Source organism: Paenibacillus contaminans, assembly GCF_003285015.1.
Classification (GTDB): Bacteria; Bacillota; Bacilli; order Paenibacillales; family NBRC-103111; genus Paenibacillus_V; species Paenibacillus_V contaminans.
Genome location: NZ_QMFB01000041.1, coordinates 23,637 through 48,772, shown reverse-complemented (window position 1 = coordinate 48,772; position 25,136 = coordinate 23,637). Strand labels below are relative to the sequence as shown.

The 25,136-nt window shown below is 53.7% G+C and carries 21 protein-coding genes; 10 read left to right on the top strand and 11 right to left on the bottom strand.

The features are described 5' to 3' along the window. The first annotated feature begins 34 nt into the window (after positions 1–34). Positions 35–1,552 (top strand): sensor histidine kinase, encoded by a 1,518-nt coding sequence (locus tag DQG23_RS37290; RefSeq protein WP_113036131.1) that lies wholly within the window; start codon positions 35–37, stop codon positions 1,550–1,552. Then, positions 1,549–2,250 (top strand): response regulator transcription factor, encoded by a 702-nt coding sequence (locus DQG23_RS37285; RefSeq protein ID WP_113036130.1) that lies wholly within the window; start codon positions 1,549–1,551, stop codon positions 2,248–2,250. Before DQG23_RS37290 ends, DQG23_RS37285 begins: the two co-directional genes overlap by 4 nt. A gap of 207 nt (positions 2,251–2,457) precedes the next feature. Here the strand turns inward: DQG23_RS37285 and DQG23_RS37280 are convergent, their stop codons facing one another. The 6 genes from DQG23_RS37280 to DQG23_RS37255 all read right to left on the bottom strand — a co-directional run bounded on the left by DQG23_RS37280 (position 2,458) and on the right by DQG23_RS37255 (position 8,280). Next, positions 2,458–3,528 carry an ABC transporter substrate-binding protein gene (locus tag DQG23_RS37280; RefSeq protein ID WP_113036129.1) on the bottom strand — a complete coding sequence of 357 codons (1,071 nt, stop codon included), beginning with the start codon at positions 3,526–3,528 and terminating at the stop codon, positions 2,458–2,460. Between the two features lie 37 nt (positions 3,529–3,565). Further along, a complete protein-coding gene (locus tag DQG23_RS37275) occupies positions 3,566–4,390 on the bottom strand; it encodes an ABC transporter ATP-binding protein (RefSeq protein ID WP_113036128.1) in 825 nt (274 codons plus the stop codon). Continuing rightward, positions 4,366–5,142 (bottom strand): ABC transporter permease, encoded by a 777-nt coding sequence (locus DQG23_RS37270; protein WP_113036127.1) that lies wholly within the window; start codon positions 5,140–5,142, stop codon positions 4,366–4,368. The genes DQG23_RS37275 and DQG23_RS37270 overlap by 25 nt, the downstream gene beginning before the upstream one ends. Before the next feature lie 278 nt (positions 5,143–5,420). After that, a complete protein-coding gene (locus DQG23_RS37265; protein ID WP_113036126.1) occupies positions 5,421–5,975 on the bottom strand; it encodes a ferritin-like domain-containing protein in 555 nt (184 codons plus the stop codon). A 92-nt stretch (positions 5,976–6,067) separates the two neighbouring features. Next, a complete protein-coding gene (locus DQG23_RS37260; RefSeq protein WP_113036125.1) occupies positions 6,068–6,988 on the bottom strand; it encodes a polysaccharide deacetylase family protein in 921 nt (306 codons plus the stop codon). Next, on the bottom strand, positions 6,985–8,280 hold the full coding sequence (locus DQG23_RS37255; RefSeq protein ID WP_113036124.1) for an MFS transporter: 1,296 nt from the start codon (positions 8,278–8,280) through the stop codon (positions 6,985–6,987). Before DQG23_RS37255 ends, DQG23_RS37260 begins: the two co-directional genes overlap by 4 nt. 283 nt (positions 8,281–8,563) lie before the next feature. On the opposite strand from DQG23_RS37255, the gene DQG23_RS37250 reads away from it, so the two are divergent. Next, the gene (locus DQG23_RS37250; RefSeq protein ID WP_113036123.1) at positions 8,564–10,669 is read left to right on the top strand and encodes a multicopper oxidase family protein; all 2,106 of its coding nucleotides are present in this window, start codon (positions 8,564–8,566) and stop codon (positions 10,667–10,669) included. Positions 10,670–10,777: 108 nt separating this feature from the next. Here DQG23_RS37250 and DQG23_RS37245 read toward each other — a convergent pair whose 3' ends face one another. The 4 genes from DQG23_RS37245 to DQG23_RS37230 form a co-directional block, all read right to left on the bottom strand. Continuing rightward, positions 10,778–11,707, bottom strand: a complete 930-nt coding sequence (locus DQG23_RS37245) for a DUF4340 domain-containing protein (protein ID WP_113036122.1) — start codon at positions 11,705–11,707, stop codon at positions 10,778–10,780. After that, on the bottom strand, positions 11,704–13,104 hold the full coding sequence (locus DQG23_RS37240) for a GldG family protein (RefSeq protein ID WP_113036121.1): 1,401 nt from the start codon (positions 13,102–13,104) through the stop codon (positions 11,704–11,706). The genes DQG23_RS37245 and DQG23_RS37240 overlap by 4 nt, the downstream gene beginning before the upstream one ends. Positions 13,105–13,209: 105 nt before the next feature. After that, on the bottom strand, positions 13,210–13,920 hold the full coding sequence (locus DQG23_RS37235) for an ABC transporter permease (protein ID WP_192894690.1): 711 nt from the start codon (positions 13,918–13,920) through the stop codon (positions 13,210–13,212). Beyond that, on the bottom strand, positions 13,913–14,908 hold the full coding sequence (locus DQG23_RS37230) for an ABC transporter ATP-binding protein (protein ID WP_113036120.1): 996 nt from the start codon (positions 14,906–14,908) through the stop codon (positions 13,913–13,915). Before DQG23_RS37230 ends, DQG23_RS37235 begins: the two co-directional genes overlap by 8 nt. Positions 14,909–15,241: 333 nt before the next feature. Between DQG23_RS37230 and DQG23_RS37225 the strand changes: the two genes are divergently transcribed. The 6 genes from DQG23_RS37225 (at position 15,242) to DQG23_RS37200 (ending at position 20,809) form a co-directional block, all read left to right on the top strand. Next, entirely contained in the window at positions 15,242–16,990 is a 1,749-nt protein-coding gene (locus tag DQG23_RS37225; RefSeq protein ID WP_113036119.1) for an ABC transporter ATP-binding protein, read from the top strand. Positions 16,991–17,063: 73 nt separating this feature from the next. Continuing rightward, the gene (locus tag DQG23_RS37220; RefSeq protein WP_113036118.1) at positions 17,064–17,738 is read left to right on the top strand and encodes a response regulator transcription factor; all 675 of its coding nucleotides are present in this window, start codon (positions 17,064–17,066) and stop codon (positions 17,736–17,738) included. After that, complete coding sequence (locus tag DQG23_RS37215) at positions 17,735–18,808, top strand: sensor histidine kinase (protein WP_113036117.1); 1,074 nt, start codon at positions 17,735–17,737, stop codon at positions 18,806–18,808. Before DQG23_RS37220 ends, DQG23_RS37215 begins: the two co-directional genes overlap by 4 nt. 270 nt (positions 18,809–19,078) lie before the next feature. Continuing rightward, entirely contained in the window at positions 19,079–19,447 is a 369-nt protein-coding gene (locus DQG23_RS37210) for a GntR family transcriptional regulator (RefSeq protein ID WP_113036116.1), read from the top strand. Further along, entirely contained in the window at positions 19,444–20,145 is a 702-nt protein-coding gene (locus DQG23_RS37205; RefSeq protein WP_113036115.1) for an ABC transporter ATP-binding protein, read from the top strand. Before DQG23_RS37210 ends, DQG23_RS37205 begins: the two co-directional genes overlap by 4 nt. Further along, positions 20,132–20,809: an ABC-2 transporter permease gene (locus tag DQG23_RS37200; RefSeq protein ID WP_113036114.1), complete on the top strand. Its 678-nt coding sequence runs from the start codon at positions 20,132–20,134 to the stop codon at positions 20,807–20,809. Before DQG23_RS37205 ends, DQG23_RS37200 begins: the two co-directional genes overlap by 14 nt. 122 nt (positions 20,810–20,931) lie before the next feature. Here DQG23_RS37200 and DQG23_RS37195 read toward each other — a convergent pair whose 3' ends face one another. After that, a complete protein-coding gene (locus DQG23_RS37195) occupies positions 20,932–22,377 on the bottom strand; it encodes a copper amine oxidase N-terminal domain-containing protein (protein WP_113036113.1) in 1,446 nt (481 codons plus the stop codon). A 352-nt stretch (positions 22,378–22,729) separates the two neighbouring features. On the opposite strand from DQG23_RS37195, the gene helD reads away from it, so the two are divergent. Next, entirely contained in the window at positions 22,730–25,105 is a 2,376-nt protein-coding gene (gene helD, locus DQG23_RS37190) for an RNA polymerase recycling motor HelD (protein ID WP_420330274.1), read from the top strand. Positions 25,106–25,136: the final 31 nt, after the last annotated feature.

The following is a 25,136-nucleotide window of genomic DNA, read 5'->3' as shown; positions in this document are numbered from 1 at the left end:
CGCATTTGAAAAAGCGAACGGAGGCCCCGCAACGATGACGATTCTTTTGTTTCTGCTTATGGCGGCGGCCATTACGCTTTTCATCGTAAAGGCGAACAAGCCTTCCGCTTACTGGATGGCGCTCGTCCTGCTCGGCTGGTTTCTCAGCATGTCCGGACTCATTCTGTTCATCGCCAAATATGGCGGTTTTTATTACCGCGTCAATATCGTGCTTTTTTTCAACGACTACATCCGTAATCTTCTGCTGCACTCGCCCTTCTCGCTCGAAACGATTAGCCGCATGATCACGGTCGGCCGCTCCATGTTTATTTACAGTCTGCTCGGCTTGTCCGTGTCGCTTTTTTATTATCGTCCATTCCGGCAAACATGGAAGCTGCACGCCCTTAACGCGATACTGCCGCTATGCAACATCTTGTTTTACGATCCTCATCTGTACAAACAAGCGCTCGGCGTCCTAAGCCGGGAATCGACGTATGTGATCGGCTGGCTGACCCGCGGCTGGCTGATCGGCTCCGCACTGGTGGCGATTGCGCTAATGATTTGGCGTTACAAACGAAGCACGGTGCCTTGGAGCAAAAAGCAGATCCAGCATATTTTGTACGGTGTGTTCGCACTCGTGCTGTTTTATTTTTACCTCGGCTTTATGGGGCCGCTTCAGGTGACCGACGTGCGTACGTATTACGTGCTGTATTCCGACTTTTCCAACTTCAATCCGCCGCTGACGCTGTTTGAATGGTATTTGAGCATTATTGTGACCGGCATTTTCTCAGCGATCAGCATCATCTCGATCTGGCGGTACACGGAAATCGAAAAGCAGCTGGGCCGCACCGATTTGCAGCTGGAACGCAAGCTGAAGACGGCCAACATGGGCGCCCGCGTTTTTACGCACGGCATCAAAAACCAGCTGCTGATGGTTCAACTGCTGATCGACCAATCGATCAAAGCCAAAGCGCCGGATCATCCGGAAGCGGCAAACCAAAAGCTGCATAAAGCGTCGGAAATCGTTTCCCATACGATGAAGCGGCTCGATCAGCTGTACAATTCGTTCAAAACGACCCACCTCCAATTGAAGCCCATTCCCGTCGAGGAACTGCTGAACAAGCTTCAGGAGCGCATCCAAGCCGTACCCGATCACGTTCAATTAACGATCGAGCCTCCCAAAGAGCCGATACTGATTTTGGCGGACGAAGCACATTTAGTTGAAGCGTTGTACAACATCATCAGCAATGCGATGGAAGCGATTCCCGAGGAAAGGGTCGGGCGAGTCGGCGTCTCCGCTTACGTAGAGGAGGAATGGGTCATTCTCACAATCGCCGATAACGGCGTCGGTATCGCCAAGGACCAGCTGGAGACGATATTCGATCCGTTCTTCACGAGCAAAAATACGACCAAAAACTGGGGCGTCGGCCTCTCGTACGCGAATTATATCGTGGGCGGCCATTATGGGCGGATTCATGTGGAAAGCACGCCTGGCGAAGGCAGCATGTTTCAGGTGATCGCTCCCGTTTATTTCATTCAATCGCCCGGAGCGGAAAAGGAGGGGAATCGATGAGCAAGCCGATACGCGTTGTGATAGCCGAGGATTTGGACGTGCTGCGGGATCATTTTGGCGAGCTGGTGGACGGGGAAGCGGACATGGAGGTCGTCGGGCTTGCCGCAAGCGGCAAACAGGCCGTACAGTTCGCGTTGGAGAAAGCTCCGGACGTCATCCTGATGGACATCGAAATGGAAGTCAAGCATGCCGGCATCGCAGCCGCGCAAACGGTGCTGGAGCAAAGCCCCCGCATTCGGATCGTGTTTCTGACCGTACATGAGGATGACGAAACGGTTTTCAACGCTTTCGAAACCGGCGCCGTCGATTACGTGCTTAAGACGTCGAGCAGCGAAGAAATCATCGCCGCCATCCGCTCCGCGCACCAAGGCATCTCGCAAATCCGGCCCGAAATCGCCTACAAGGTCAAGAACGAATTCGCCCGCATCCGCAAAAACCAAGCGATCCTGTTTGACGCCACCCTTATTTTGTCGCAGCTGACCCCGACGGAAACGGAAATTCTCGACCTGCTGATGAAGGAAATGAAAATCGGCGAAATCGCCAAGCATCGGCAGGTCGAGCTGTCCACGATCAAGTCGCAAATCAACGTAATTCTCAAAAAGTTCAAAAAAAAGCGCACGAAAGAGGTCGTCGCCTTGCTCCGGCAGTTGAACGTCACCCCGCTGTTATACAAGCCGCGAGGCGGCGGGGAACGGTAATTTATAAGGACAGCAACGACAAACGGCTTCGCCGTCCTGAACGCTTGCGAAGAAAGCAGCGGGATATGAGAAATCATAATTTTCTAAACTAAAAACAGAAAACACCCGCGATATCGCAGGTGCCTTCTGTTTATTGGAGGCGTTTCTCGGTTTACTTGGATTCATCGTTACTACTTGAACGATCGATTTTACATAGGACGCAGCGTTTTACTTAGACGCATTCAAAAACGGTTGAGGTGCGACAAATTTGTCTGCCGGTACGATCTCAGTCATTTTTTCCGTCGCCACGAACAGCTTCTCGAGGTTCTCGTACCATTTGTTCGCCGTGCCGTCCTGTAAAGCTTCGGCGATCTTTTTGGATTCCATCCACTCGATGCCGGTCCGCTGCTCGCGGAGAGAATCTTCAGGCACTTGCGTGTAATTGGCGGTAAGCTTGATCGTTTCGTCTACGTTTTGAAGCTTATAGTCGTTAGCCTTAATCCAAGCTCTAAGGAATTTCTCGACCGCTTCCGGCTTTTCCTTCAAAAATTTCGGGTTAACGACCCAGCTCGCCGGAAACACATAGTCAGGATAAAACGTCTTATTGTCGCCGAGTTTGATCATGTTGTCTTTGCCGACCTGTTTCTCGATCTCAGCCGTGTATGGAGACCAAATCGCCACCGCATCGACTTTGTTCGCTACGAAGGAGGTAACGGCGCCCGCTACGTCCATGTTGACGATGTTGACGTCGCTCGGCTTAAGGCCGCCTTTCTCCAAGCCGAGGTTCAAAATCATTTCGCCCGACGTTCCCTTCGGCACGCCGACCGTCTTTCCTTTCAGGTCCTTCCAATCCGTAATGCCCGACTTCTTCGTTGCGAGCACCATATCGCTTAAGCTGAAGCTCATCGGCATCAAAATCGTCCCTTTACCCTGCGCAGCAAGGAAAGTCGCCCCTGGCCCGATGTACGCGATGTCCAAATCGCCTGCAGCCATCGCTTGGAACTCCGGCGGACCGCTCAGAAATTTGACCGGCGTTACTTTCACGCCCTCTTCTTTGAAAAAGCCCTTCTCCTCTCCAAGCACGATCGGCGGCGCGCCGTTCAAGTCCGGGATATAGCCGACGCGAACCTCGGATACTTCCTGCTTTTTGCCGCCGTCGGTCGCAGCCGGCGAAGGCGTTTGCGCTTCGCCCGCCGGGGTGCCGCTCGAGCCGCAAGCGCTGAGCGCCAGCATGGCGGATAATACGATGGACGTGAACGCGACGGATTTCCCTTTGAACATGGACAACCTTTTTCTCATAACAGACCTCTCCCTTTAGATGGTTGTAATGGTTCGTTCACTTCTTATATTCCAAGTATTCGCGGTACACTTTCTCCCAGATTTCGTTCTTGATCTGAATGAATCGCTCGTCAAGCTTCGTCGCCTGGTTACGCGGATACGGAATGTCGACGTTAATGATTTCTTTGATTCGTCCGGGGCGGGCGCTCATGACGATGACCTTCTGCGCGAGAATGACGGCTTCTTCGACATCGTGCGTAATGAAGAAGCAAGTCCGCTTCTCGCTCTGCCAGGTGCGAAGCAGCTCTTCCTGCAGCTGGGCCCGTGTCTGCGCGTCCAGCGCCCCGAACGGTTCATCCATCAACAGCACCTCGGGCTGCACCGCATAAGCTCTGGCGATCGCCACCCGCTGCTTCATGCCGCCGGACAGCTCCTTAGGATAAGCATGAGCAAAATCTTTCAGCCCCACCATCTCGATGTAATGCTCGGCCCGCTCGCGGCGTTCCGCTTTGCCGAGACCTCTCAGCTTCAGGCCGAACTCGACGTTCTTCAGCACCGTCTTCCACGGAAATAACGCATATTGCTGGAAAACGACGCCGCGCTCCTTGCCCGGTCCTTTTACTTCCTTGCCATCCACCGCTACGGAGCCGCCGGAAGCTTGCTCCAGCCCTGCGATAATGTTGAGCAGCGTCGTTTTGCCGCAGCCGCTCGGTCCGACTACGCAAACGAATTCATTCTGATTGATCGTTAAATTCGTATTCTGCAAGGCGACGACGTCGCCGTTGCGGCCGTTGTATATTTTGGACAAATCCTTGATTTCTATTTTCGGTACCGCCGGTTCGGCCGACGGCTTGCCTGTTATGATTTCCGCAGCTCTTGCCATCCGGTTAACCTCCTCTCGAGATACAACACGCCTTTATCCATCGAAAGCCCGATAATCCCGATTACGATAATGCCTAGAATGACGACGTCCATCCGGAAGTATAGGCTGGCCTCCATAATCATGTTGCCCAGTCCTTTGGAAGCGCCGGTCAGCTCCGCTGCTACGAGCGTCGTCCAAGCGCTGGCCAGACCGAGTCTGACGCCGACGAGAATGTACGGGAACGATGCCGGAACGATGACCTCGAAGAAAATGTCCCGGTCCCGGGCGCCAAGCACGCGAGCCGCTTTGATCAAAGTCGGGTCGACGTTGCGCACGCCTTGATAAATCGAGATGACCATTACCAGGAAAGTCGAAACGAATATGACGGTAATTTTCGCAGACTCGCCTACCCCTTGCGCTACGATAACGAGCGGAATCAGCGCAATCGGCGGGATCGTCCTGAAAAACTGGATCCAAGGCTCGATGATCGAGCGGATCGGATTGTACCAGCCCATCAGGAACGCTATCGGTATGGCGGCCGCCAGACCTAAGCCAAAACCTCCGAGTACGCGGAACAGGCTGACGTAAATATTTTGCCACAGTCTGCCGCTCGTAAGCTCGGTCCAGAAAGATTTCACTATGGTCACCGGATCGGTCAAAATAGCGCCTACCGCAGGAATTTTGGCAATGGCGAACCAGACGGCAATCCCGATGACGAACGATGCGATTGTTAACAGCTGCGCTGTGCTTTTGTTCCAAGCCGTTTGGCCCATCACGTCATCTTCCTTCCTCTATGTTGTTTATAATTTTCTGCGGGCTGGAGGGAACCGACAAGCCAAAACGTGATGCGACTCAGCCAACCTCCGTTAAAATGACACCGCTTTCTGTGATCGCTTTCATTGTAGCCCATAACAAAAAGCCCCGACAGGTTGAAATAATTTCAAACCTTTTTGGGGCTCGTATACATCTTATGCGAGGTGATCGGATATAGTTTTCGCGTTGCTGTAACCGTACATGTCTATTGCCCGCTCGTACCGAACGTTCGCCTGAATTATCTCCCTGACTTCCTGCGCAGCTCATGGTTCAAAAGAAAATTGTATTTGTCGGCATGCTTCTGTTCGTCGGTCAATATTTCGAACACCATGTCGCGGTAGTACCGATTCGGCATTCCGGCGCGGATATCGCGATACTTCTCCACAGCCCCCAGCTCGCCGAATAACGCTTGGGTGAGGCCCGCCGTATACGACTCGGGCTTTTGGAAGCTGCCGTCTTTGGCAGGCGGAAGCGTCCGTCCGGTCAAATCTTTGTAAATCGTCCGAAACATCCGGTTATGCTTTCGTTCGTCGTCGCGAATCGAGGCGATAATCGCCTTCTCTTCTTGGCCCGGCGCCACGGATATCAGATAATCGTAAAAAAGCTCGTCCTCCCGCTCCCCTTGAACGGCGCGTTCGATTAACGCCAGTGCATCCTGCTGCGATTTATACGTTTGCGGCGGGGAAACCGGCGCCTGACCGTTTGGGAAACGGTATCCCGCAAAAACGTTATCCGTAATAACGCCCGGGTACGGCGAGGCATACGGCAAATAATATCCACTCCAACTATTCATAGCGCATAATTTCCTCCCGAAATTAGGAATATACGCCCATCATATGCCGATGAATCGATACATGTGAGGGGCCCACCTTCAAGGGCGGCCCCCTACTTGCGGAACAACAGCTTAAACAGCAGCTGAAACGCCGCCGCCACTCTCGGTCTCCGCAAATGCTCCCGCACATAGCGGTAATCGGTCATAACGACCCCTGCATCCTTGATCGCATAGGCAAAATCGTCGTCCTGCATCAGCTCGAATTCCCACACCCGCTTTTGCCACGACGGCAGAAACGATTTAAGCTCGTCATCCTCTACAGCAGGGTGTATATACGTTTCGGAAACGCCCTCCGGAAGATCGTACACCTTTTGGATCAGCATGCTTTTAAAGCTCTCGTAGGTTTCGCCCTCTTCGACGGGATAGACGTGCGTAAGCAGGTAATCGGGCATTGCAACCCCAAGCGCGTCGGCTAGCGCCACGACTTTGGCAAGAATGCCTGCGGCATTAGGGATCGAGGCAAGCAAAGGATCCTTCTCGTAAACGTTGCGAAAAATCCGAAACGGCAGCCCCCGCTTCCCGCATTCGCGGAACACTTGGGGCAAGTAGCTTCGCCCGGTGGCAAGTCCGTACAGGCTTCCCATATGATTGTCCACATGGCTAATCGTCAATCCCGCCTCCTGAACGGCGCGGAATTGCGCCCGCATTTCGGCCCCGACCGCATGAGGCGCGGCCTTCTCCTCGAACTCCCGGATCGTCATGTGCATATACCCGCTCTCGTCGTGCAGCGAAGGATCGCCGGTCAAGCTCCTCCACCGGTTGCCTTCATACTCGCTGGTAAACGTTAAATGCAGCCCTACCTTCGGCTCCTTAAGGCTGCGCGCCCATGCCGCCGCCTCCTTGAACGCCGGAGCCGGCGGCATGATCGTTGCCGACGATACTTTCCCTTCCTCGAGCAAGTGAATGATCGCTTCATTGGCGGCCTTGCATTGTCCGAAATCATCGCAGTTTATGATTAAATACCGTTTGGTCATATGGAATACGTCCCCTTTGCATCTTCTTCGTTATTGTTTACAAACAAGGAGACCAAAAATGCGACCGTCAACAAAATGAAAGGCACGACGCTGATTAGAACCCGGAACGTCGTATCGGGGCTGGATCCCGGATCGTCGCCGCTCACATAACCGAACATCATGCCGACGATCCAGAAGGCGAGCGCCGAAAGGAGACCGCTGGAGCGCGTAATGAAGCCGCCCACCGCATTGTATATGCCCTCTCTCCGGCGTCCCGTCAGCTCGGCGTCGCGGTCGATGATTTGTCCGCTGAGAACAGCCGGAGTTACGAGGAAGCCGGCCATACCGAAGCCGAAAACGATACCGGCCGCAATGCCGCCGCCAAGCCCTTCCGCGAACCAAAGCGGAATGACGCAAAGTCCATAAGCGACCATCGCCGTCCGCCAGCCCTTCAAGCCGCCCAGCTTGCGCACGATCCAGTACCATACGGCGACTAACGGAATGATCGACACGAAGATCGCGGCAAGCAGAATCGATACCTGCGCTTCCTCGATATGCAGGGAATACTTGGCATAGAAAGGAATCATCGAGCTTAGCAAGCCGTTGACGGTTTGGGCAAAAGAGTTGGCAATGTTGAAAATCCAGAACTGCTTATTTTTCAGCGTTGCGCGGAATGCGTCCAGCAGCTTGAGCGGCTCCGCTTTCGAGGCCTCGGGATTTTCCTTGACGGAATACATGCACATCATCATGAAAACAGCGAAAGCGACCGCGTAAATGATCGCCATCTGGGGAAATCCAAGCGCGGTATAAATGACCGGCGTAAGCGCCGTCGCGATTAGCAGAGCCACGATCTGAAACGCTTGTTGAACCGCCGAAGCCTTGGCGCGCAGCCGGTCTCCCCGGAACAATTCCGGGAATAATGCGCCATAGTTGACCCAAAGCACGGAGGCGGCCCCTTCGTACAGGATAAGGGCGATCAGAAACCACGTAAAAAGCCCACCTTGCTGCAGTCCGTCCGGCACCGCGAATACCATAATAAACGTCAGCATAAAAAAAGGCATCGCGCCGTAAATCCACGGCTTCCGTCTCCCCCAGCGTGTTCTCGTGCTGTCGGATAAATGGCCGAGCAAAGGATTGTTCGCCGCGTCCCATATCAGGAATATGGTACGGGCGATCGTGGCAAGCCCCAACCCGAGCCCCAGCTTTTCCACGTAATAGTAGCTGTAGAACGAACTGAACGCTTGGGACGGAATCATCATCGCAAGCATACCGAAAGCAAACATGAACGGAGAGTTCGTAAGGGGCTTTTTCATTCCGTTATCCTCCTTTGGGAGATCGTCCTCTTATTTCCATTAATTATAAAATCTCCACCGTGAAAGCGTCAACATTCGATGCAACGCTTTATTATATAACGTATGAAGAAAGAGGTTTGCCATGCATGTCGAATGCTAATCCCGACTATCCCGCCCGCCGAAGGTCCAGCCGATAACCCCATCTCAAGTCCCGTATGAAAACGCAACCAGCGACCGTTTGGCTGTATCGCGTCAGGCGATACAATCACAATCGAAGTCAAAATCGCGAGACGGAGGAATTATCGTGTATCAGTTATTGATCGGGCTTGAACTTGGTTCTCTGCTGCTGTTGGTACTCACAGCATGGATTGCGGGCACTAAGGCATCGCACCTCGCATACAGCGGCACCTACGAGCAGCTTCGCCGCAAAACGGGCAAGCTGATGAATTGGACGGCGATTCTTACGGTGCTGGCCGCCGCCGCTATAACGCCGATTGCGGTTATGACGCGCACATTCGATCCGATTTACTGGAACGATCGGCTATATCTTCATGCCCCCTTATGCGCCTTGCCCGTTATTTTTATTTGGATGCTCTCTTTCCCCAAACTATGGAAGCTGCGTAAGGCGACAACGGGCAAATCGGGTGCTTTGACAGAAGCCGGCTTGAACGCGGAAGCTGCCCGGCCCGGATTGATCTTGCCTTTTCAAGCAACCGCGCTAGGGTCTTTGACCGCTTTTTATTTTTGCTTCGCGGCCCCGGTTCCTTTCCGATGGCTGGAGGCGGTTATACCCTTGGCTGTGCTGCTGGCAGCGACAATTCTGCTTTGGATGAAGCATGGACGCCGCCGCCGGACGGCTATCCGTACCGGGCAGGCACCGGTTCTGCGCCACTGGAGCATTAGAGCGCTGCAAAACGTCGGCGTTATCGGCGCCATTGGTGTCGCGGTATTTCTCCTCATCACCGCAGCCGCCCAAACCAGCCGGCTCCCCGACCGGATCGACATGACGGCAGGCGAAGCGGATTATGGCGGAGGCACGCCACTAACGCACGATCACGGGGGCGGTCACGCCGCACATGCCGCCGTCCAAACCGCTGCCGCACCATCGGTGCCGGTAACGTCTCTTTCGGGACCGCGCATGGAAGAACCGGACCGCCGCATTACGCTGACTGCCGAGAAGAAAATCGTGACGCTCAGCTCCGGCAAGCAAGTCGAAGCCTGGACTTACAACGGGCAAGCTCCGGGACCCGAGCTGCGCTTGAAAAAAAGCGAGCTGGCTGAGATAACGCTCGTTAACAAGGATATCGATATGGGAGTTACCGTCCATTGGCACGGTCTTGACGTTCCGAACGCCGAGGACGGAGTCGCCGGGGCCACGCAGGATGCCGTTATGCCGGGCGAAACGCATACGTACCGCTTCCGAGCGGAGCAGGTCGGCACGTTCTGGTACCATTCGCATCAAGAATCCAAGGAGGCCGTTCAGAAAGGCCTCTTCGGGGCGCTTGTCGTAGAAGACGACACTCCGCAAGCCGAAGCGGAGAAGGACATTACCGTCATCACGCATCTTTGGGAAGGCACGTTTGCAATCGGCTCGACGGATACGCTCCAAAGGACGAGCATCGCCCCCGGCACGCCCGTACGGCTCCGCCTTATCAATACGGACGACTGGGTCAGGCAGGCTTATACGCTGATCGGCGCGAGCTTTAAGGTTGCCGCCATCGACGGCACGGACCTGCACGAGCCGGGTATTCTCGAGGACACGAAGCTCGTTCTCACGACCGGAGGCCGATACGACATCACCTTCGTTATGCCCGATAAACCCGTTTATCTCAAGGTCGGCGAAGGCAAGTCATTCGGCCTGCTGATGAGCCCGGACGGGAATGGAAGCATCCCCGCCTCACCCAAACAGGCGGCGGAATTCGACCCGCTGCACTACGGAACGCCCGCACCCGTTCCATTCGGAGCGGACAGCAAATTCGACCGGTCCTTCACGATGATTTTGGACAATAAACTCGGCTTTTTCGACAGCCGCTTCGAGTCGCTTTACACGATTAACGGCGCCGTATTCCCTAACACGCCGATGTTTATGGTCCGGGAAGGCGAGCTGATCAAAACGACGATCGTCAACCGCGGCATGGTCGATCATCCGATGCATCTTCACGGTCATCATATGCTGGTATTGTCCCGTAACGGAGAGCGGGCATCCGGCAGCCCATGGTGGTCGGATACGTTAGACGTCATGCCGGGCGATACGTACGAAGTGGCCTTCCTGGCGAACAACCCCGGGCTGTGGATGGATCACTGCCACAACCTTGTCCATGCGGCCTCAGGGATGACGATGCATCTTATGTATGAAGGGGTGACAACCCCCTTCGCGGTTGGCCGCGAAACGAACAACCACCCGGAATAATAAACTGCGGCACATATATGTTCCGGCATTCGAAAGGCCCGCGGCGATCTGCGATCGCAACGCGGGCCTCTTTATTCGGTCTCTCTACCTTTTTCATTCTCTCTCTGTCTATTCCGTTTGCTTGGCAATCCCTTGGTCGTACGTCAGCTGGACGGCATCGGCGGTTACCGCATAAGCCCAAGCTCCGTCCTGCTGCACGAGCCACACGGTCTCATTGTCCAGCTTGCCGGTATATGTCTTAACCGTTTCTTTGCCGTCCTCCGTTTGGGTAGTGATGTCGAGCTTCAACTCGGGCGAGTCGAACTTCACGTCGGCAGCCTTCTTCGGCATTTGCTCGGTTTGCAGGTTGACCAGCTTATCGAGAACCGCCGTGCCTTCTTCCGGCTTCAGCTCTCGATCGCCGATCTTCCAATTGGCCTCGTAGGCATTTTTATCTTTGTCCGTCTTGTCGAGCTGCCACTTCTGTCCCTTCCACTCGATCGTTACGGTCGTCGTTTTGTTGTAGTCCAGGTCGACCGCGCGCTTATCCACGAAGTCGTACGGCTGTTTCACGAGTGCTTGCAGCTGCTGATCGCCGACCTCGTAAACGACAGGCGAATCGCCTAGCTTCACGTAACTCGTTCCGGCTACCGGCAGCGGCGAGCCGACCAGTAGCTGCTGAACGGTACCGTCGGCCAATTTCACCTCGTATTGCTGCGTAGGCTTATCCAAGCCGAATTCCGCCAAATTCTGCGCGTTCTCGTCGACCTTACTCTCATAGGTCAGCGTTATGAAGCCGCTGACCCAGCCGTCCGCTCCATATGTTTCGACGGGATAGGCTTCCGGCTTGATCATTTCCCAGCCGTCGCCCTTGCGCGACAGCTCGACGTTCGAATCCGCCGCCGGGAAGGAGATCGTCCGGATGTCCTCGGCTTTCATCGTAACGAGGTGTTTGATCTCGGTGCCGTCATTGTTTTGAAACAGCGACTTGCTCTCCGCATACCAGAATCCTCCCAAACAAGCTATGACGAGCAAGATGGTCGGCAAATACCGTTTCATCCGCGTCTCCTCCTCCACCAGATGACGCCGCCCAATATCAAAATGAATAACGGTATGACGATCATCGTGCTGTATTGAATGACATTAGCCTGTCCTTGCGTGAAGAATACCTGCTGAAGCTGGGATTCCTCCTGCGGGCGAATCGTCACCATGTTTTGCTGTTCCTGCAGCCAACCGATGCTGTTCAGGATAAAATCTTTGTTGCCCTGCTCGCCGATCAGATCGTTCGTTACGAACGCGCCGCTGCCGATTACAATCGCTTTCGGCTTGCTGTCCTTGTCTTGGACCGCATAAGCGAGATCGAGCGGGCCTGCAAGATCCGCATCCGCTTTTTTCAGATCGTTCTGCGTGATGCTCGTCGCCGAGGTAAAGAACGAAAGATTCGTTTTTCCATATGCGTCTTTGGTCGTTTGAAGCAGCGCCGTCGAGCTGTAGTCCGTCACGTCTTTATTCGTCTCCAGCGCGAGTGCGCCGTACAGCACCGTGATGCGGTCCTGATCGCTCAGCTTGCTTGTGATGTCATGGTAGCCGTATTCCGGAATGATCGTCAGCGGATCGGTGGACAGCGATTTCCGGTTCTCGACGACAAGCGCTTGACTGCTCTTCACGCCGATCGTATCGAGCACGCTCGTCCAGTTCGCCCAATTCTCCATATCCTTGGCGATGCCAAGAGCAAACCACAGCTTGCCTGTTCCCTTCACGTATTCCTTCAGCAAGTCCGCTTCCTTGGCGCTCAAATCGTTCTGAGGCGCAAGCACGACGACCATGTCGGCATCTTCCGGAATTTGCGCTTCCTTAAGCAGGTTGAGATCCTTGACCTCGAACCCTTCATTGGTCAGACTGCTCGTCAAGCTGCTCACATTGGCGCTTGTCAGCTCGCCATGTCCGCTCAATAGGTAAGCTTGCCGCTTTTCCGTATCGGCCAAGTTAAGAATCGCTTGCGTGAATTTCTCCTCCCCGCTGAATGCGTAGGAGTTTTCGGTAGAGCCTTGTCCGAACAGCTCGTAGCTGAGTACGTTCTTGGTCTTGCCTTCGCTTTCGAACACGATCGTGCCGTATTGCTCGATTTGATATTTTTGCGCGAGCGTCGGCTGTTTCTTCGGATCGATTTCTTCATACGTAAACTTTCCGTTACGCTTGTGATATTGCTCGAGCAAGTCGGTGATTTGGCGGTTTACATATGTGTCTCCCGGATTGGAGAACATCGTCACGTGCACGTCTTTGTCGAGCGCCTTCAGCGTTTCGATCGTTTTATCGGCCAGCGTAAACTTTTTATTTTTGGTCAGATCCCACTGAACGCCCTTCATAGAGCCCAGGAAAACCGTCAGCACGATAAAAATGCCGATTACCGCAAGCGACAGGACTACTGCATTCGTGCCTTTAAGCCAATTTTTCACAGCGTCCCCCTCCTAAATCGTTTCTGCAAGAAGCGCAGCTTCGCGAGCGCGCCGTCCGTCCTGCAAGTTCCGTTATCCGCCCAGCCTGTACTCATCCGCATACGTCTACCTCCACCGCTTCCGTTCCAGCACCTGGACACTGAGCACGAGGAACACGACGATCAGCGTGACATAAAAGAGCACGTCCGGCAGGTCGAAAACGCCTTTCTGCAAATTGGACGTCCGTCCCACAATCGAAAATTTCTGCAGCGCATCTCTGGCAGATACCAGGATACTGTCGCCCAGCCAGTCGATCATCCACAGGATTAACAGCATGGCAAATGCGACGATGCCCGAAACCATCTGATGAGCCGACAGCGTAGAGGCGAACAAGCCGATCGCCATCATCGTCGCCCCGAGCAGGAACAGACTCAAGTAAGAGAGCCACAGCACCGGTTGGTCGATCGGGCCGTATGCGGACATGATCCACGGATAAATCAGACTCACGACCACCAGCGTCAATTGGACGGTCAGCGCAGCCAGAAATTTGCCGCCGATAATTTCCGTTATGCTGGCAGGCGATGTCAGAAGCAGCTCGTCGGTGCCTTGGCGCAGCTCATCCGACACGAGCCGCATCGTAAGCAGCGGAATGACGAACAAATAAACGACCATGATGTTGCCGAACAACAGCCGCACGTCTGTCGTCATATAACCGATAAACGAAACGCTGAAGAAATAACCGCTGATCAGAAAATAAAACGCAAATGCGACGTACGCCGTTGGCGAATAGAAGTACATCTGCAGCTCCTTGCGGCAGATTGCGAGCATTCTACGCATGCTCTTCCACCTCCTCCGCAGCGGTTTCCGCGTCCGCACCTTTCTCTTCGGTCGTCGTCAGCTTCAGGAATACGTCCTCGAGACTCAGGCTCTCGCGCTTCATTTCAAGAATCGGGTACCCGAGCGAGGCCAGCTTATAAAAAACCGCTTCGCGAATATCCGTCCGGTCAGCCGCCGTCAAGCGCAGCTTAACGGTTTCGGCGTCCATCTCCAGCGGCTCTTCCGCCTCTTTCACGCCGCCGATCTCCGGCATCGTCCCGAGCTGCCGAATGACGTCCTCGCGCGGACCTTTGATTTCCACGGACATCTCGAACGTCTCGCCCATCGAGCTGCCGATATTGTCGGGTCTGTCGTCGAGCACGATGCGCCCCTGGTTAATGATCAGCACACGGTTGCAAATCGCATTAACCTCCGGCAAAATATGCGTAGAAAGCAGTACCGTATGATTTTCGCCCAGCTCGCGGATCAGCCCTCGTATTTCGATGATCTGCTTCGGATCGAGACCCGATGTCGGCTCGTCGAGAATGAGCAAATCCGGCTGATGCAAAATCGCCTGAGCGAGACCGATCCGCTGCTTGTATCCTTTCGACAGACTGCGGATAATTTGTTTCTCTCTGCCCTGCAGTCCCAGCTTCTCCACGACTTCCCCGATACGGGTCTTCTGCTCCCGGACCGGAATGTCCCGCAAATCGGCGATGAACCGCAAATAAGCCTGTACGGTCATTTCCGGATATAACGGAGGCGTCTCCGGCAGGTAGCCGATTTTGCTCCTTGCCTTCTTCGGATGATCGGCCATCGACAATCCGTCGACAAGGATCGATCCCCGGGTCGGATTCAGATAGCCGGTTATCATCCGCATCGTGGTCGTTTTTCCCGCGCCGTTCGGCCCGAGAAATCCGACGATTTCCCCGCGGCTCATCGAGAAGTCCATCTGTTCGACTCCGCGCCGGTTTTCATAAAGCTTGCTTACTTGCTTTACTTCGAGCACTGCGACACCCTCCATTTCCATTACTTACTAACCATCTTGTCCAGTCCTGCCGCTTCCTAGTGCGCAGCGCGTTCAGGAATTCCGTCATACTGTGTGAACGCTATTACTATACGCAGGCAAGCCTAACCCAACATTAAACAAAACTGAAAAAGAGATTAATAAATTGTGTCCAAATTGTGAACGTATTTCGTTTACATTCCGTTTATAAAGATGTCGTATTCTCTTCACAAGGAGCGTCCTTTTGTTTAAAAGCAACCTCCGCATCCCATCCTACGTAAACAGGGATAGGCACCTACCGATTTCTTTTATTTATAAAAAAGGAGAACATCCGCTATGCAGCATAAACAAAATACGGGTACGTGGCGGCCCTTCATCCGGCTGATCCGGCAAACGAATCCTTCCAAGCCGCTGCTCGCCGTCGCTTTGTTTCTAAGCGTGGCGACAACGCTCGTCAGCCTCGTCATCCCGCTCTTCACCAAAAATCTTGTCGACAGCTTCTCAGTTTCCTCGATTACGACGAAGCAGATCGTCTTGATGGCCGCAGCCTTCATCACGCAGGCGGTCGCAAGCGGCGTCTCGATCTATTTGTTGAATCGTGTCGGGCAAAGCGTCGTCGCGGCGCTCAGGGACCGGTTGTGGAAAAAGCTGCTCGTCCTGCCCGTTTCCTACTACGACAATCATCGCACGGGTGAAACGATCAGCCGCATGACGAATGATACCGGCGTGGTCAAAGGACTGATCGCCGAGCACTTGGCCAACTTTTTTACCGGCCTCATCTCGATTATAGGAGCTCTTGCGACCCTGCTATATCTGGACTGGCAAATGACGCTTACGATGCTGGTCGCCGTACCGTTCGCTTTGCTCGTTATGATCCCGCTCGGCCGGCAAATGTTCAAAATCTCCAAAGGACTGCAGGATGAAACCGCGAGCTTTACGACGGTGCTCAACCAGGTGCTGTCGGAAATCCGTCTCGTTAAAGCGTCGAACGCCGAGCCGGGCGAGTACCGGAACGGCAACGCCGGCATTATGAATTTATTTCGCTTCGGGCTCAAAGAAGCCAAGGTGCAAGCGATGATCGCGCCGCTTATGGGCTTTACGATGATGATGCTCCTCGTCGTCATTATCGGATACGGCGGCATGCGCGTTTCTTCGGGCGCTTTGACGGCAGGCGAACTGGTCGCCTTCATCCTGTATCTTGTGCAAATCATTATGCCGATGGGGCAGTTCACCCAATTTTTCACCCAGCTGCAAAAGGCGCGGGGCGCAACCGAACGGATTATCTCTACGCTGGAATCCGACGAGGAAGATCATGATGCCGGACGGGAGCTTCAGAATGCCGGCCTGCCGATCGTACTGGACAACGTATCGTTCGCTTACGATTCCGGAGACCGGGTTTTGCATGAGGTCGGCTTTACGATTCAGCCCGGCAAAGTAACGGCGGTCGTCGGACCGAGCGGAGGCGGCAAAACGACGCTTTTCTCCTTGCTGGAACGATTCTATGTACCGCAAAGCGGATCGATTCGTCTGGGCGAAGAGCCGATCGAGGCGTTTACGCTGCGTTCCTGGCGAAGCCGGATCGGATATGTGTCCCAAGAAAGCCCGCTCGTGGCGGGAACCATCCGCGAAAACATCTGCTTCGGAATCGGCAGAGAAGTCACGGACGAGGAGCTGAATCATGCAGCGGCGATGGCCTACGCCGATCAATTTATCGACGAATTGCCGGACCGGTACGACACCGAAGTCGGGGAAAGAGGCGTCAAGCTGTCCGGCGGCCAGCGCCAGCGAATCGGCATCGCCCGAGCGCTCCTCCGGAATCCGCAAATCCTGATGCTGGACGAAGCGACCTCCAGCCTCGACAGCAAATCCGAAATCGTCGTGCAAAAAGCGCTGCAAAACTTGATGAAGGGACGGACGACGGTTGTCATCGCCCACCGGCTCTCTACGGTCGTAGACGCCGATCAGATTGTTTTCATCGAGAAGGGAACGATAACCGGCAGCGGCACACATGATCAGCTAGTGCAAAGTCATGCCCTGTACCGCGAATTCGCAACTCAGCAGCTGCGTTTGAAGGAGCAGGTATAACAGACGCGCTGGTATAAACGCAGACTCTTCGCTTCGCAGCCTGTATACACTGGGGTAAAGGAAGGAATCCGCCATGACCAAACTATTGATTGTCGACGACGATCCGTACATCCGCGAGCTGCTCAGGCACGTCATGCAAAACGAAGGCTTCGACGTCTACGAAGCGTCGGACGGCGTGGAGGCGCTGAGCCTCCTCGAATCGGTAAAAGCGGATATGGTCATTCTCGATATCATGATGCCGAATATGGACGGCTGGCAGCTTTGCCGCGAGCTCCGGGCGCATTACGATCTTCCCCTGCTCATGCTGACGGCCAAAGGCGAAACGGCGCAAAAAGTGAAAGGCTTCGAGCTCGGAACGGACGACTATCTGGTGAAGCCATTCGAGCCGGCGGAGCTCGTTGCCCGTGTGAAAGCGCTGCTGAAGCGCTATCGGATCGCCGCATCCCAGACGGTGCAGGCGGGGGAGCTGCTGCTTAACCGGCAAACGTACGAGGCGGTTGCCGGCGGTCAAAGCATCACGCTGCCGCTCAAGGAATTCGAGCTGCTGTTCAAGCTCGCCAGTTATGCCGGCAAAACGATTTCCCGCGAGCAGCTGATCGAGGATATTTGGGGCTATGACTTTGAAGGAAACGAACGGACGGTCGACGTCCATATCAACCGGCTCCGGGAGCGTTTCTCCGAAGAAGCGTACGGCTTTAAAATAAGCACGATCCGCGGACTCGGCTACCGGCTGGAGATACGGCCATGACCAAACGGGATCGAATTACACGCGGCATCTTGAGCATCATGGCGGTGCTTGCATATAACCTCGTTTGCTTCACGGCGGCTTATTATATAACCGACTATTTATACGAGACGACCGGCAAGCATCCGCATGATCTGTTCAAGCAATTGATCACCGCCCTCATGACCTTTCTTCTATTTGCGGGAACGGCGTTCTGCTTTGGATTTTTCGGCCGCCGGAAGCATGTTGCCTTTTTTCAATCGATGCTAGACGCGCTGCGCCGCATTTCGAAGGGCGATTTCAACGTGAATCTTGCCGTACGGCCCAACCCGAACGACGGATTCGGGAAGCTTGCCGAAAGCATCAACCATATGGCCGAGCAGCTGAATCAAATGGAGCAATTGCGTCAGGAATTCATCTCCAACGTATCGCATGAAATTCAATCCCCGCTAACCTCGATGAACGGCTTCGCCCGAATTTTGCGAACCGACCAGCTAAGCGAGGAGGAGCGGCATCATTACTTAAGCATTATCGAGACGGAAAGCAAACGCCTGTCCAAGCTGAGCGACAATCTGCTGAAGCTGACGTCGCTGGAATCGAAGCATCATCCGTTCGAGCCGAAGCGTTACCGCCTCGACAAGCAGCTGCGACATATCGTTCTCGCTTGCGAGCCTCAGTGGCTCGAAAAATCGATCGATCTGGACATCTCGCTGGGAGAGGCCTGGATCGTAGCGGACGAAGAGCTGCTCAGCCAGGTTTGGGTCAACCTGATTCATAACAGCATCAAATTTACGCCCCAGGGAGGCACAATCGGTATCGTTCTGCATCAAACTAAAGACGAAGACCGGACGGTAACGGAAGTCACCATCTCGGATACCGGAATCGGCATCGCAGAAGGCGATTTGCCGCATGTGTTCGAGCGCTTCTATAAAGCGGACAAAGCTCGGACCCGCGCCAGCGGCGGAAGCGGCCTGGGGCTGTCGATCGCGCACAGAATCGTCGACATGCATCATGGCACGATTCGCGTGCAGAGCAAGCCGGGCGAAGGAGCCGCTTTTAGCGTGACGCTGCCTTCGACGGAGGACAAGGCTTGATAATAGGCCCTCCCAGGCGATGCTTAGCGACTGCAGCGTCACATTACGCGCAGCTGCCGGTGCGCATGTGACGCTGCATGACGGCGATCCGCCGGCATTGCCGCATTATCCGCGGAATATAAGTGCTGCCGAAAAAATTTTAACGGGCGCCGACTAGACAAGGCGCCTATTTTTACGTTGTTTTCTCGCAGCGGCATTGACAGGACCGAATTTTCTTTGTAGTGTATTAAATAACTAATACAGCGATACACATAAACATCGGAGGAAACGATGGATTTTAATTCGAAGGAACCGATCTACAGCCAGATCATCGACGACATCAGGACGAAATTCATCAACGGCACCTATGAGCTGGGCCAGGAAATCCCCTCCCGGCGCGAGCTTGCCAAAACGCTCGGCGTCAACCCGAACACGATCCAGCGAGCCTATAAGGAAATGGAGGATATGAACTTGATCGTTACCGTTAGAGGACAGGGAAGTCTGATGACCCGTGACGCAGGCATGCTTCAAGCGCTGCGGCAGGAAGCGACCGATCGTGCGGTTCGGGAATGCGTCGAGGTTTTGCGGGCGATGGGGAATTCCGATACGGATATTTTGGATAGCTTGAAGGCATATTTGGAGGGGAGCAAACCGTTATGATTCAAGTCGAGCAGGCTTACAAATGGTTCGGAAAAAAACAAGCGCTAAACGGCGTTTCCTTCGCTCTGGAGGAAGGGCAAATTGTCGGTCTTCTCGGCACAAACGGCGCCGGCAAGTCTACGCTGCTCAAGGCGATAGCCGGATTGCTCCCACTCGACAGGGGGACGGTAACGATCGACGGCGCGCTTCCCTCCATCGCCACGAGGGAGATGCTCGCTTACCTGCCCGAGGCCGACGCCTGGTATCCATGGATGAAAGTCGGCGACGCCATGCGCTATATGAAAGATATGTACGGGGACTGGAATGATAAAAAGTCACGTTTGCTCCTCGAGTTCTTCGGCTTGAAGGAAAACGCCGCTATCGCCAAAGCCTCCAAAGGAACCCGCGCCAAAGTCAAGCTGCTGCTCGCCTTAAGCCGGCACGCCAAATACGTGCTTCTCGACGAACCGTTCTCCGGGATCGATCCGCTGGCCAGACAGCAAATCATGGAAGCGATTCTTGACGACTTCATGGAGGAGGGGCAAACGATTTTTATGTCCACCCATGAGGTTATGGAGGTAGAACGCCTGCTCGATCATGTTCTCTTCATGCACGAAGGCAGACTGCTGCTTCAAGGGAATGCGGAAACCTTGCGCCTGGAACGGGGCAAATCGCTGACGGCCATCATGAAAGAGGTGTATCCCGTTGCACACGTTTAGCCGGCTTATCAAAACCGACCTGCGAAATCGCAGAACGACCATGCTCGTCACCTTAGGGGCCGTTATTTTATGGAACATCCTTATGGCCCTTCTTCCCGTCGATCTTCCCGCGCCGAAGCTCGGTTTCATTATGACGCTGAATGTCGCGGCGATTTATGTTATGCTCTTCATTCCGTTCCTGCACTGCTTTTCTACATGGAACGAGGAATGGAGGCACCGCACCGTATCCTATTTGCTAGCATTGCCCGTGCGCAGAAAGCAGCTGCTCGCTTCCAAATATATAGCGATCGTCAGTGAAGCGATCCTTTTCATGACCGTGATGGCGATCGGGTTAAGCCTGCAAAATGCGATCCACGACGGCATGATGTTCCGGTCCGAGCCTCTGCTGACGTTCGACTGGCCGAAATTTGCCTTCATAGTAAAAATCGCGCTTGCCGCCACCTGTCTGATTATGCTGTGTTTCTTCAGTACGCTGGTCGGAAGATGCTTCGGCACGATGCCAGCGCTGATCACTTTTGTGACCTTCACCGCCGGAGCTTTCCTGTCGATACTGGCCGGCTTAGTGCAATCGGCTGTCCCGCCGGCTCTTGCCTTCGCTTTATTATGCCTTGCCTTTTATCTCGGCAGTTTGTATTTGCTGGAGAGGAAAGTAGGAGTGGAGTAAAAAAAGGCCGGCCGCGCGCAACGGTCGGCCTTTACAACAGTGCTGGGTTTTACCCCCCGACTTAGTCCGTCTTCATTGGCATGGTGTAGCTATATTCAAAACCACTAAAGTAGAAATTCGTTTTATTGTGGCGATACCCCAAAAAAGCGGCTGTATTGATTGTCCCGGTCGATTAAGATTCCGTTCGCATTTTTAATATTATTCAAGGTTACTTTATATACCGCCCCTTCTTCCATTCCCCAAGATACGGTTAAACGTACTTTTTTGCCGCCCTCAATCAGCTCCGCTCCGGCAACAGTAAGTGTTTCTTCTCCGTGTCCGCTTTCAAGAGCAATCCGATAATTAGCTGCTGTCTCGGCACTCTTCGGGTCCAAAGACTCGCTGAATTGTATTTGTACAATTGAATTCGAGACCGCGATTGCGGATAAGGGTCTCAATCCTAACGTATCTTGTGGCGTTAGGCTAAATTGATAGCTATTGTCTGCAGTTTCGATTGCACTCCCTTTAGCAGACGATCTGACGTTCGTCACGACTAGCTTATAATCTCCGTCTACAGGTTGCGATGAGGTGGTCAGCATCACGGCTCTGTTGTTATCCATTAATTCAGCTTTAAAAATATTGAGCATTAGTTTTTTATTAGTCATATTTAACGAGTAATTTTGGGGTTGTTCAGCGCTAATCCGATCCAGGTCTTGATTGAAGGTGGCAATAACCGTGTTGGGACCATTTGAGACCACCGATAATAATGCAAGATTTGGTGAATGTTCACGCTCCGCCAAAGTTGTAATGCCGACGAAAGTAACTGTCGTTCGATCGTTTACATTTCCGCTGGTATCTTTGACTCCCTCTACGCTAACTTTGTAAGCAGCTCCCGTACTCTGGCGGGGAACGGTCAGCTTAACCGTCGTTTGATCGTCTTTTAGTTCCGCCTTGGAAATCGTCAAGCTTTCTTGACTGCTTTGAATCGAGTAGTTAGCCGCCGTTTCGGCCGAAACCTTATCTATTTTCTCATTAAATTCCACTTCTATAACCGATCCCGTAAGTGCGACGGCCGAAATAAGATATGGCGCCACCTTATCGGAAGGTGACTGCGATCGAATATAATCAGCCGAGCCGACGGAAATGATTCGGCCGTTTTTATCCCGCTCCACCTTATATCCGAGCGCTTCCGCCACTTCCTTCACCGATATGTAAACACGTCCGTCCACCATCTTTGGCGCAGTCGCGAACTTGGCCGCTTTGCTGCCGTTTTTGTACAAATCGGCTTGATCAAGCGCCATTTTCAGGGTTAGTTTGCCCGATATTGCGGTAACTGATTGTTCCTCGCCATTCCAAACAATATGCGCATCATCGTTCGGCACGCCCAGCGCAATCAGCAAATCTCGTACAGGAACCAGGTCTACATTCATTTGAACAAAAGGCTGCCCATACTCATACGTAATCGCTTTCCCGTCCACCGAGAAGGTATCAGTCATACGGTCCTCTCCATTCGCCACGGTTACGCTCGCCAATAACGTCAGCAGCGCAACGGACACCAGGAAACTCTTTTTCTTTTTCATTTCCGACATTCCCTCCACTCCTATATTTAGCTCTACATGAACAAACTCCTGTCTCTTAGACGCACATCAACATCCAGATGTTTCAACTTAAAGAAAATTATTACTTATCATATTATTAATGAGTATAGTAATAATTACTGGCGGATATCGCTATACCGTTTATAATCCAAACAAATCAAAAAACCGGCCCCCCCTGCCAACAGGAGAAACCGGCTTTATCTTTGGTTGCATGCAAATGCAATGATATGTTAAAATGGAAAATACCCTGATTAAAAATAAGGGCCTGTTAATCGCGATTTTAATTTTTATATGCCAATTATATCGGAACATTGAACCGTTGTCAAGCAAATTAGCCGAAGGAGTGACGAAGTTGAGCGCAGATCGGGCGGAACGCCAGGAAGAACAGCAGCGTGTCCAGAGAGTGATGCGAATGATCCGAACCAATATCGACCAGTTATCCCTGCGTACAGGCGATATTAAAGAGCAGGTCGTGGATATCCGCAAACACTTCTGGGACGAAGTAACGATCGACAGAGGCAGTACCGACGACATCGTGGAAACGTACATCAGCGTAAAGCAGCAAGCGGAGCTGCTCTCCGAACGCGAGCGGAGCCACCGCCACGCCGCGCAGCAAATCGTCAAGCTTTCACGGCTGCAGCAATCGCCTTATTTCGGCCGCATCGACTTCAAGGAAGACGGCTCGGACGAGCAGGATATCGTCTATCTCGGCATTGCCTCCTTGTTGGACGAAACGGGCGATCGCTTCCTCGTATATGATTGGCGGGCTCCCATTTCCAGCCTGTATTACGATTACGGCCCGGGACCGGCCGCTTACGAAACCCCTTCCGGGAAAATCGAAGGCACCTTGGAACTCAAAAGACAGTTTGTCATCCGCGCCGGCGAGCTCGAGCTGATGTTCGACACGGGCTTGACGATCGGCGACGAAATATTGCAGCAGGTACTGGGCAAGGGCGCAGACAATCAGATGAAAAATATCGTGGCGACGATCCAGCGCGAGCAGAATCGTATCATCCGCAACGATGAAAACCGGCTGCTGATCGTATCCGGTCCTGCGGGAAGCGGCAAAACGTCGGCTGCGCTGCAGCGGGTCGCCTACCTTCTATATAAGTACCGCCACATGCTGTCGGCCGATCAAATCGTCTTGTTTTCGCCGAATCCGATGTTCAATCGTTATGTATCGACCGTGCTGCCGGAGCTCGGGGAAGAGAATATGCAGCAGACGACCTTCCAGGACTACCTCGAGCACCGCCTTTCCCAAACGTTCCGTGTGGAAGATCCGTTCGACCAGATGGAGTATGTGTTGACAGCCGAAGGTGAGCCCGGCTACGATGCGCGAATCGGGAGCATAACGTTTAAATCGTCGGCCGCTTTCCTGGACGTCATTCAGAGCTACAGAACCGAGCTGGAGAGCCGAGGCCTCGTTTTCAAAGACATTAAGCTGCGGGGACGCGTCCTGATCCCGGCCTCGGAGATCTCCGATAAATTTTATTCGATTACGACGACGACGAAGCTATCCCCCCGCATTCACGTTGTCGTGGAATGGCTGCTGGAGCGGCTTGAAACGATTATGCACGCGGAACGCAACAAACCTTGGGTTCAAGAAGAGGTCGAGCTGCTGGATCCGGAGGATTATCAGAAGGCATTCAAGCAGCTGCGGCGGGAACGCCGCAAACGTCAAGGCGCTTTCAACGAAGGACAGCGGGAAAGCGATTTGCTGAGGGAGCTGGTTATCAGACGACATACGCTCCGTCTCGCCTCGCGGGTCAAAAAGCTGCGCTTTATCGATTTGCCCGCTACGTACCGCCGATTATTCGCGGATTCGGACACCCTTCTGGAGATGATCGGCGAAGAAGCCGCTCCGTCCCTTTTGCCGGAGATTTGTAAATTCACCGTAGAGAAGCTTGACCAGGGAGAGCTAGCATATGAGGACGCTACGCCGTATTTGTATTTGCAAGAATTGATCGAGGGTTTCCAGATCAACATGAACATTATGCATGTGTTCGTAGACGAAGCGCAGGATTACACGCCTTTCCAATACGAATTTCTCAAGAAGCTGTTCCCTCGCAGCCGGATGACGGTGCTGGGCGATCTGAATCAAGCGATTTACGCCCATTCGGCTCTGCCCGAATTCGAAGTGCTGCTCGGCTTGTACGGCGAGGCCGTGACGGAAACGATCGCGCTCACCCGCACTTATCGCTCCACCCGCCCGATCGTCGAGTTTACCCGCGGCATGCTCGCGGACGGCGGACTGATCGAGCCGTTCAATCGCGACGGGGAGAAGCCGACGGTAACGGCTGCGGAGGATTACGCGGATCTGCACGCCAAAATCGCGGATCGGCTGCATGACTTGCAGCACGAAGGGTTTCGGACGACTGCCGTCATTTGCAAAACGGCCAAAGAATGCGCCGAAGCTTTTGCAGCTCTTTCCTCTTTAACGGACATACCGCTGCGTCTCATTTCCAAAGACTCGGCTGCATTCGAAACGGGCGTTGTCGTCATTCCTTCTTACCTGGCCAAAGGAATCGAGTTCGATGCGGTCATCATCTACGACGGCTCCGGAAACAAGTACGGCCGGGAGCGTGAGCGTAAGCTGTTTTATACGGCCTGCACCAGAGCGATGCACCGTCTTGACGTATACTGTATGGGCGAACCAAGCCCTTTTATCGCGATGACCGATCCCACTACGTATACAAGTTTGCCGGCCCAAAGGGAATAGCTTTCTCAAACTCAAAACCCCGGAAGCGCCT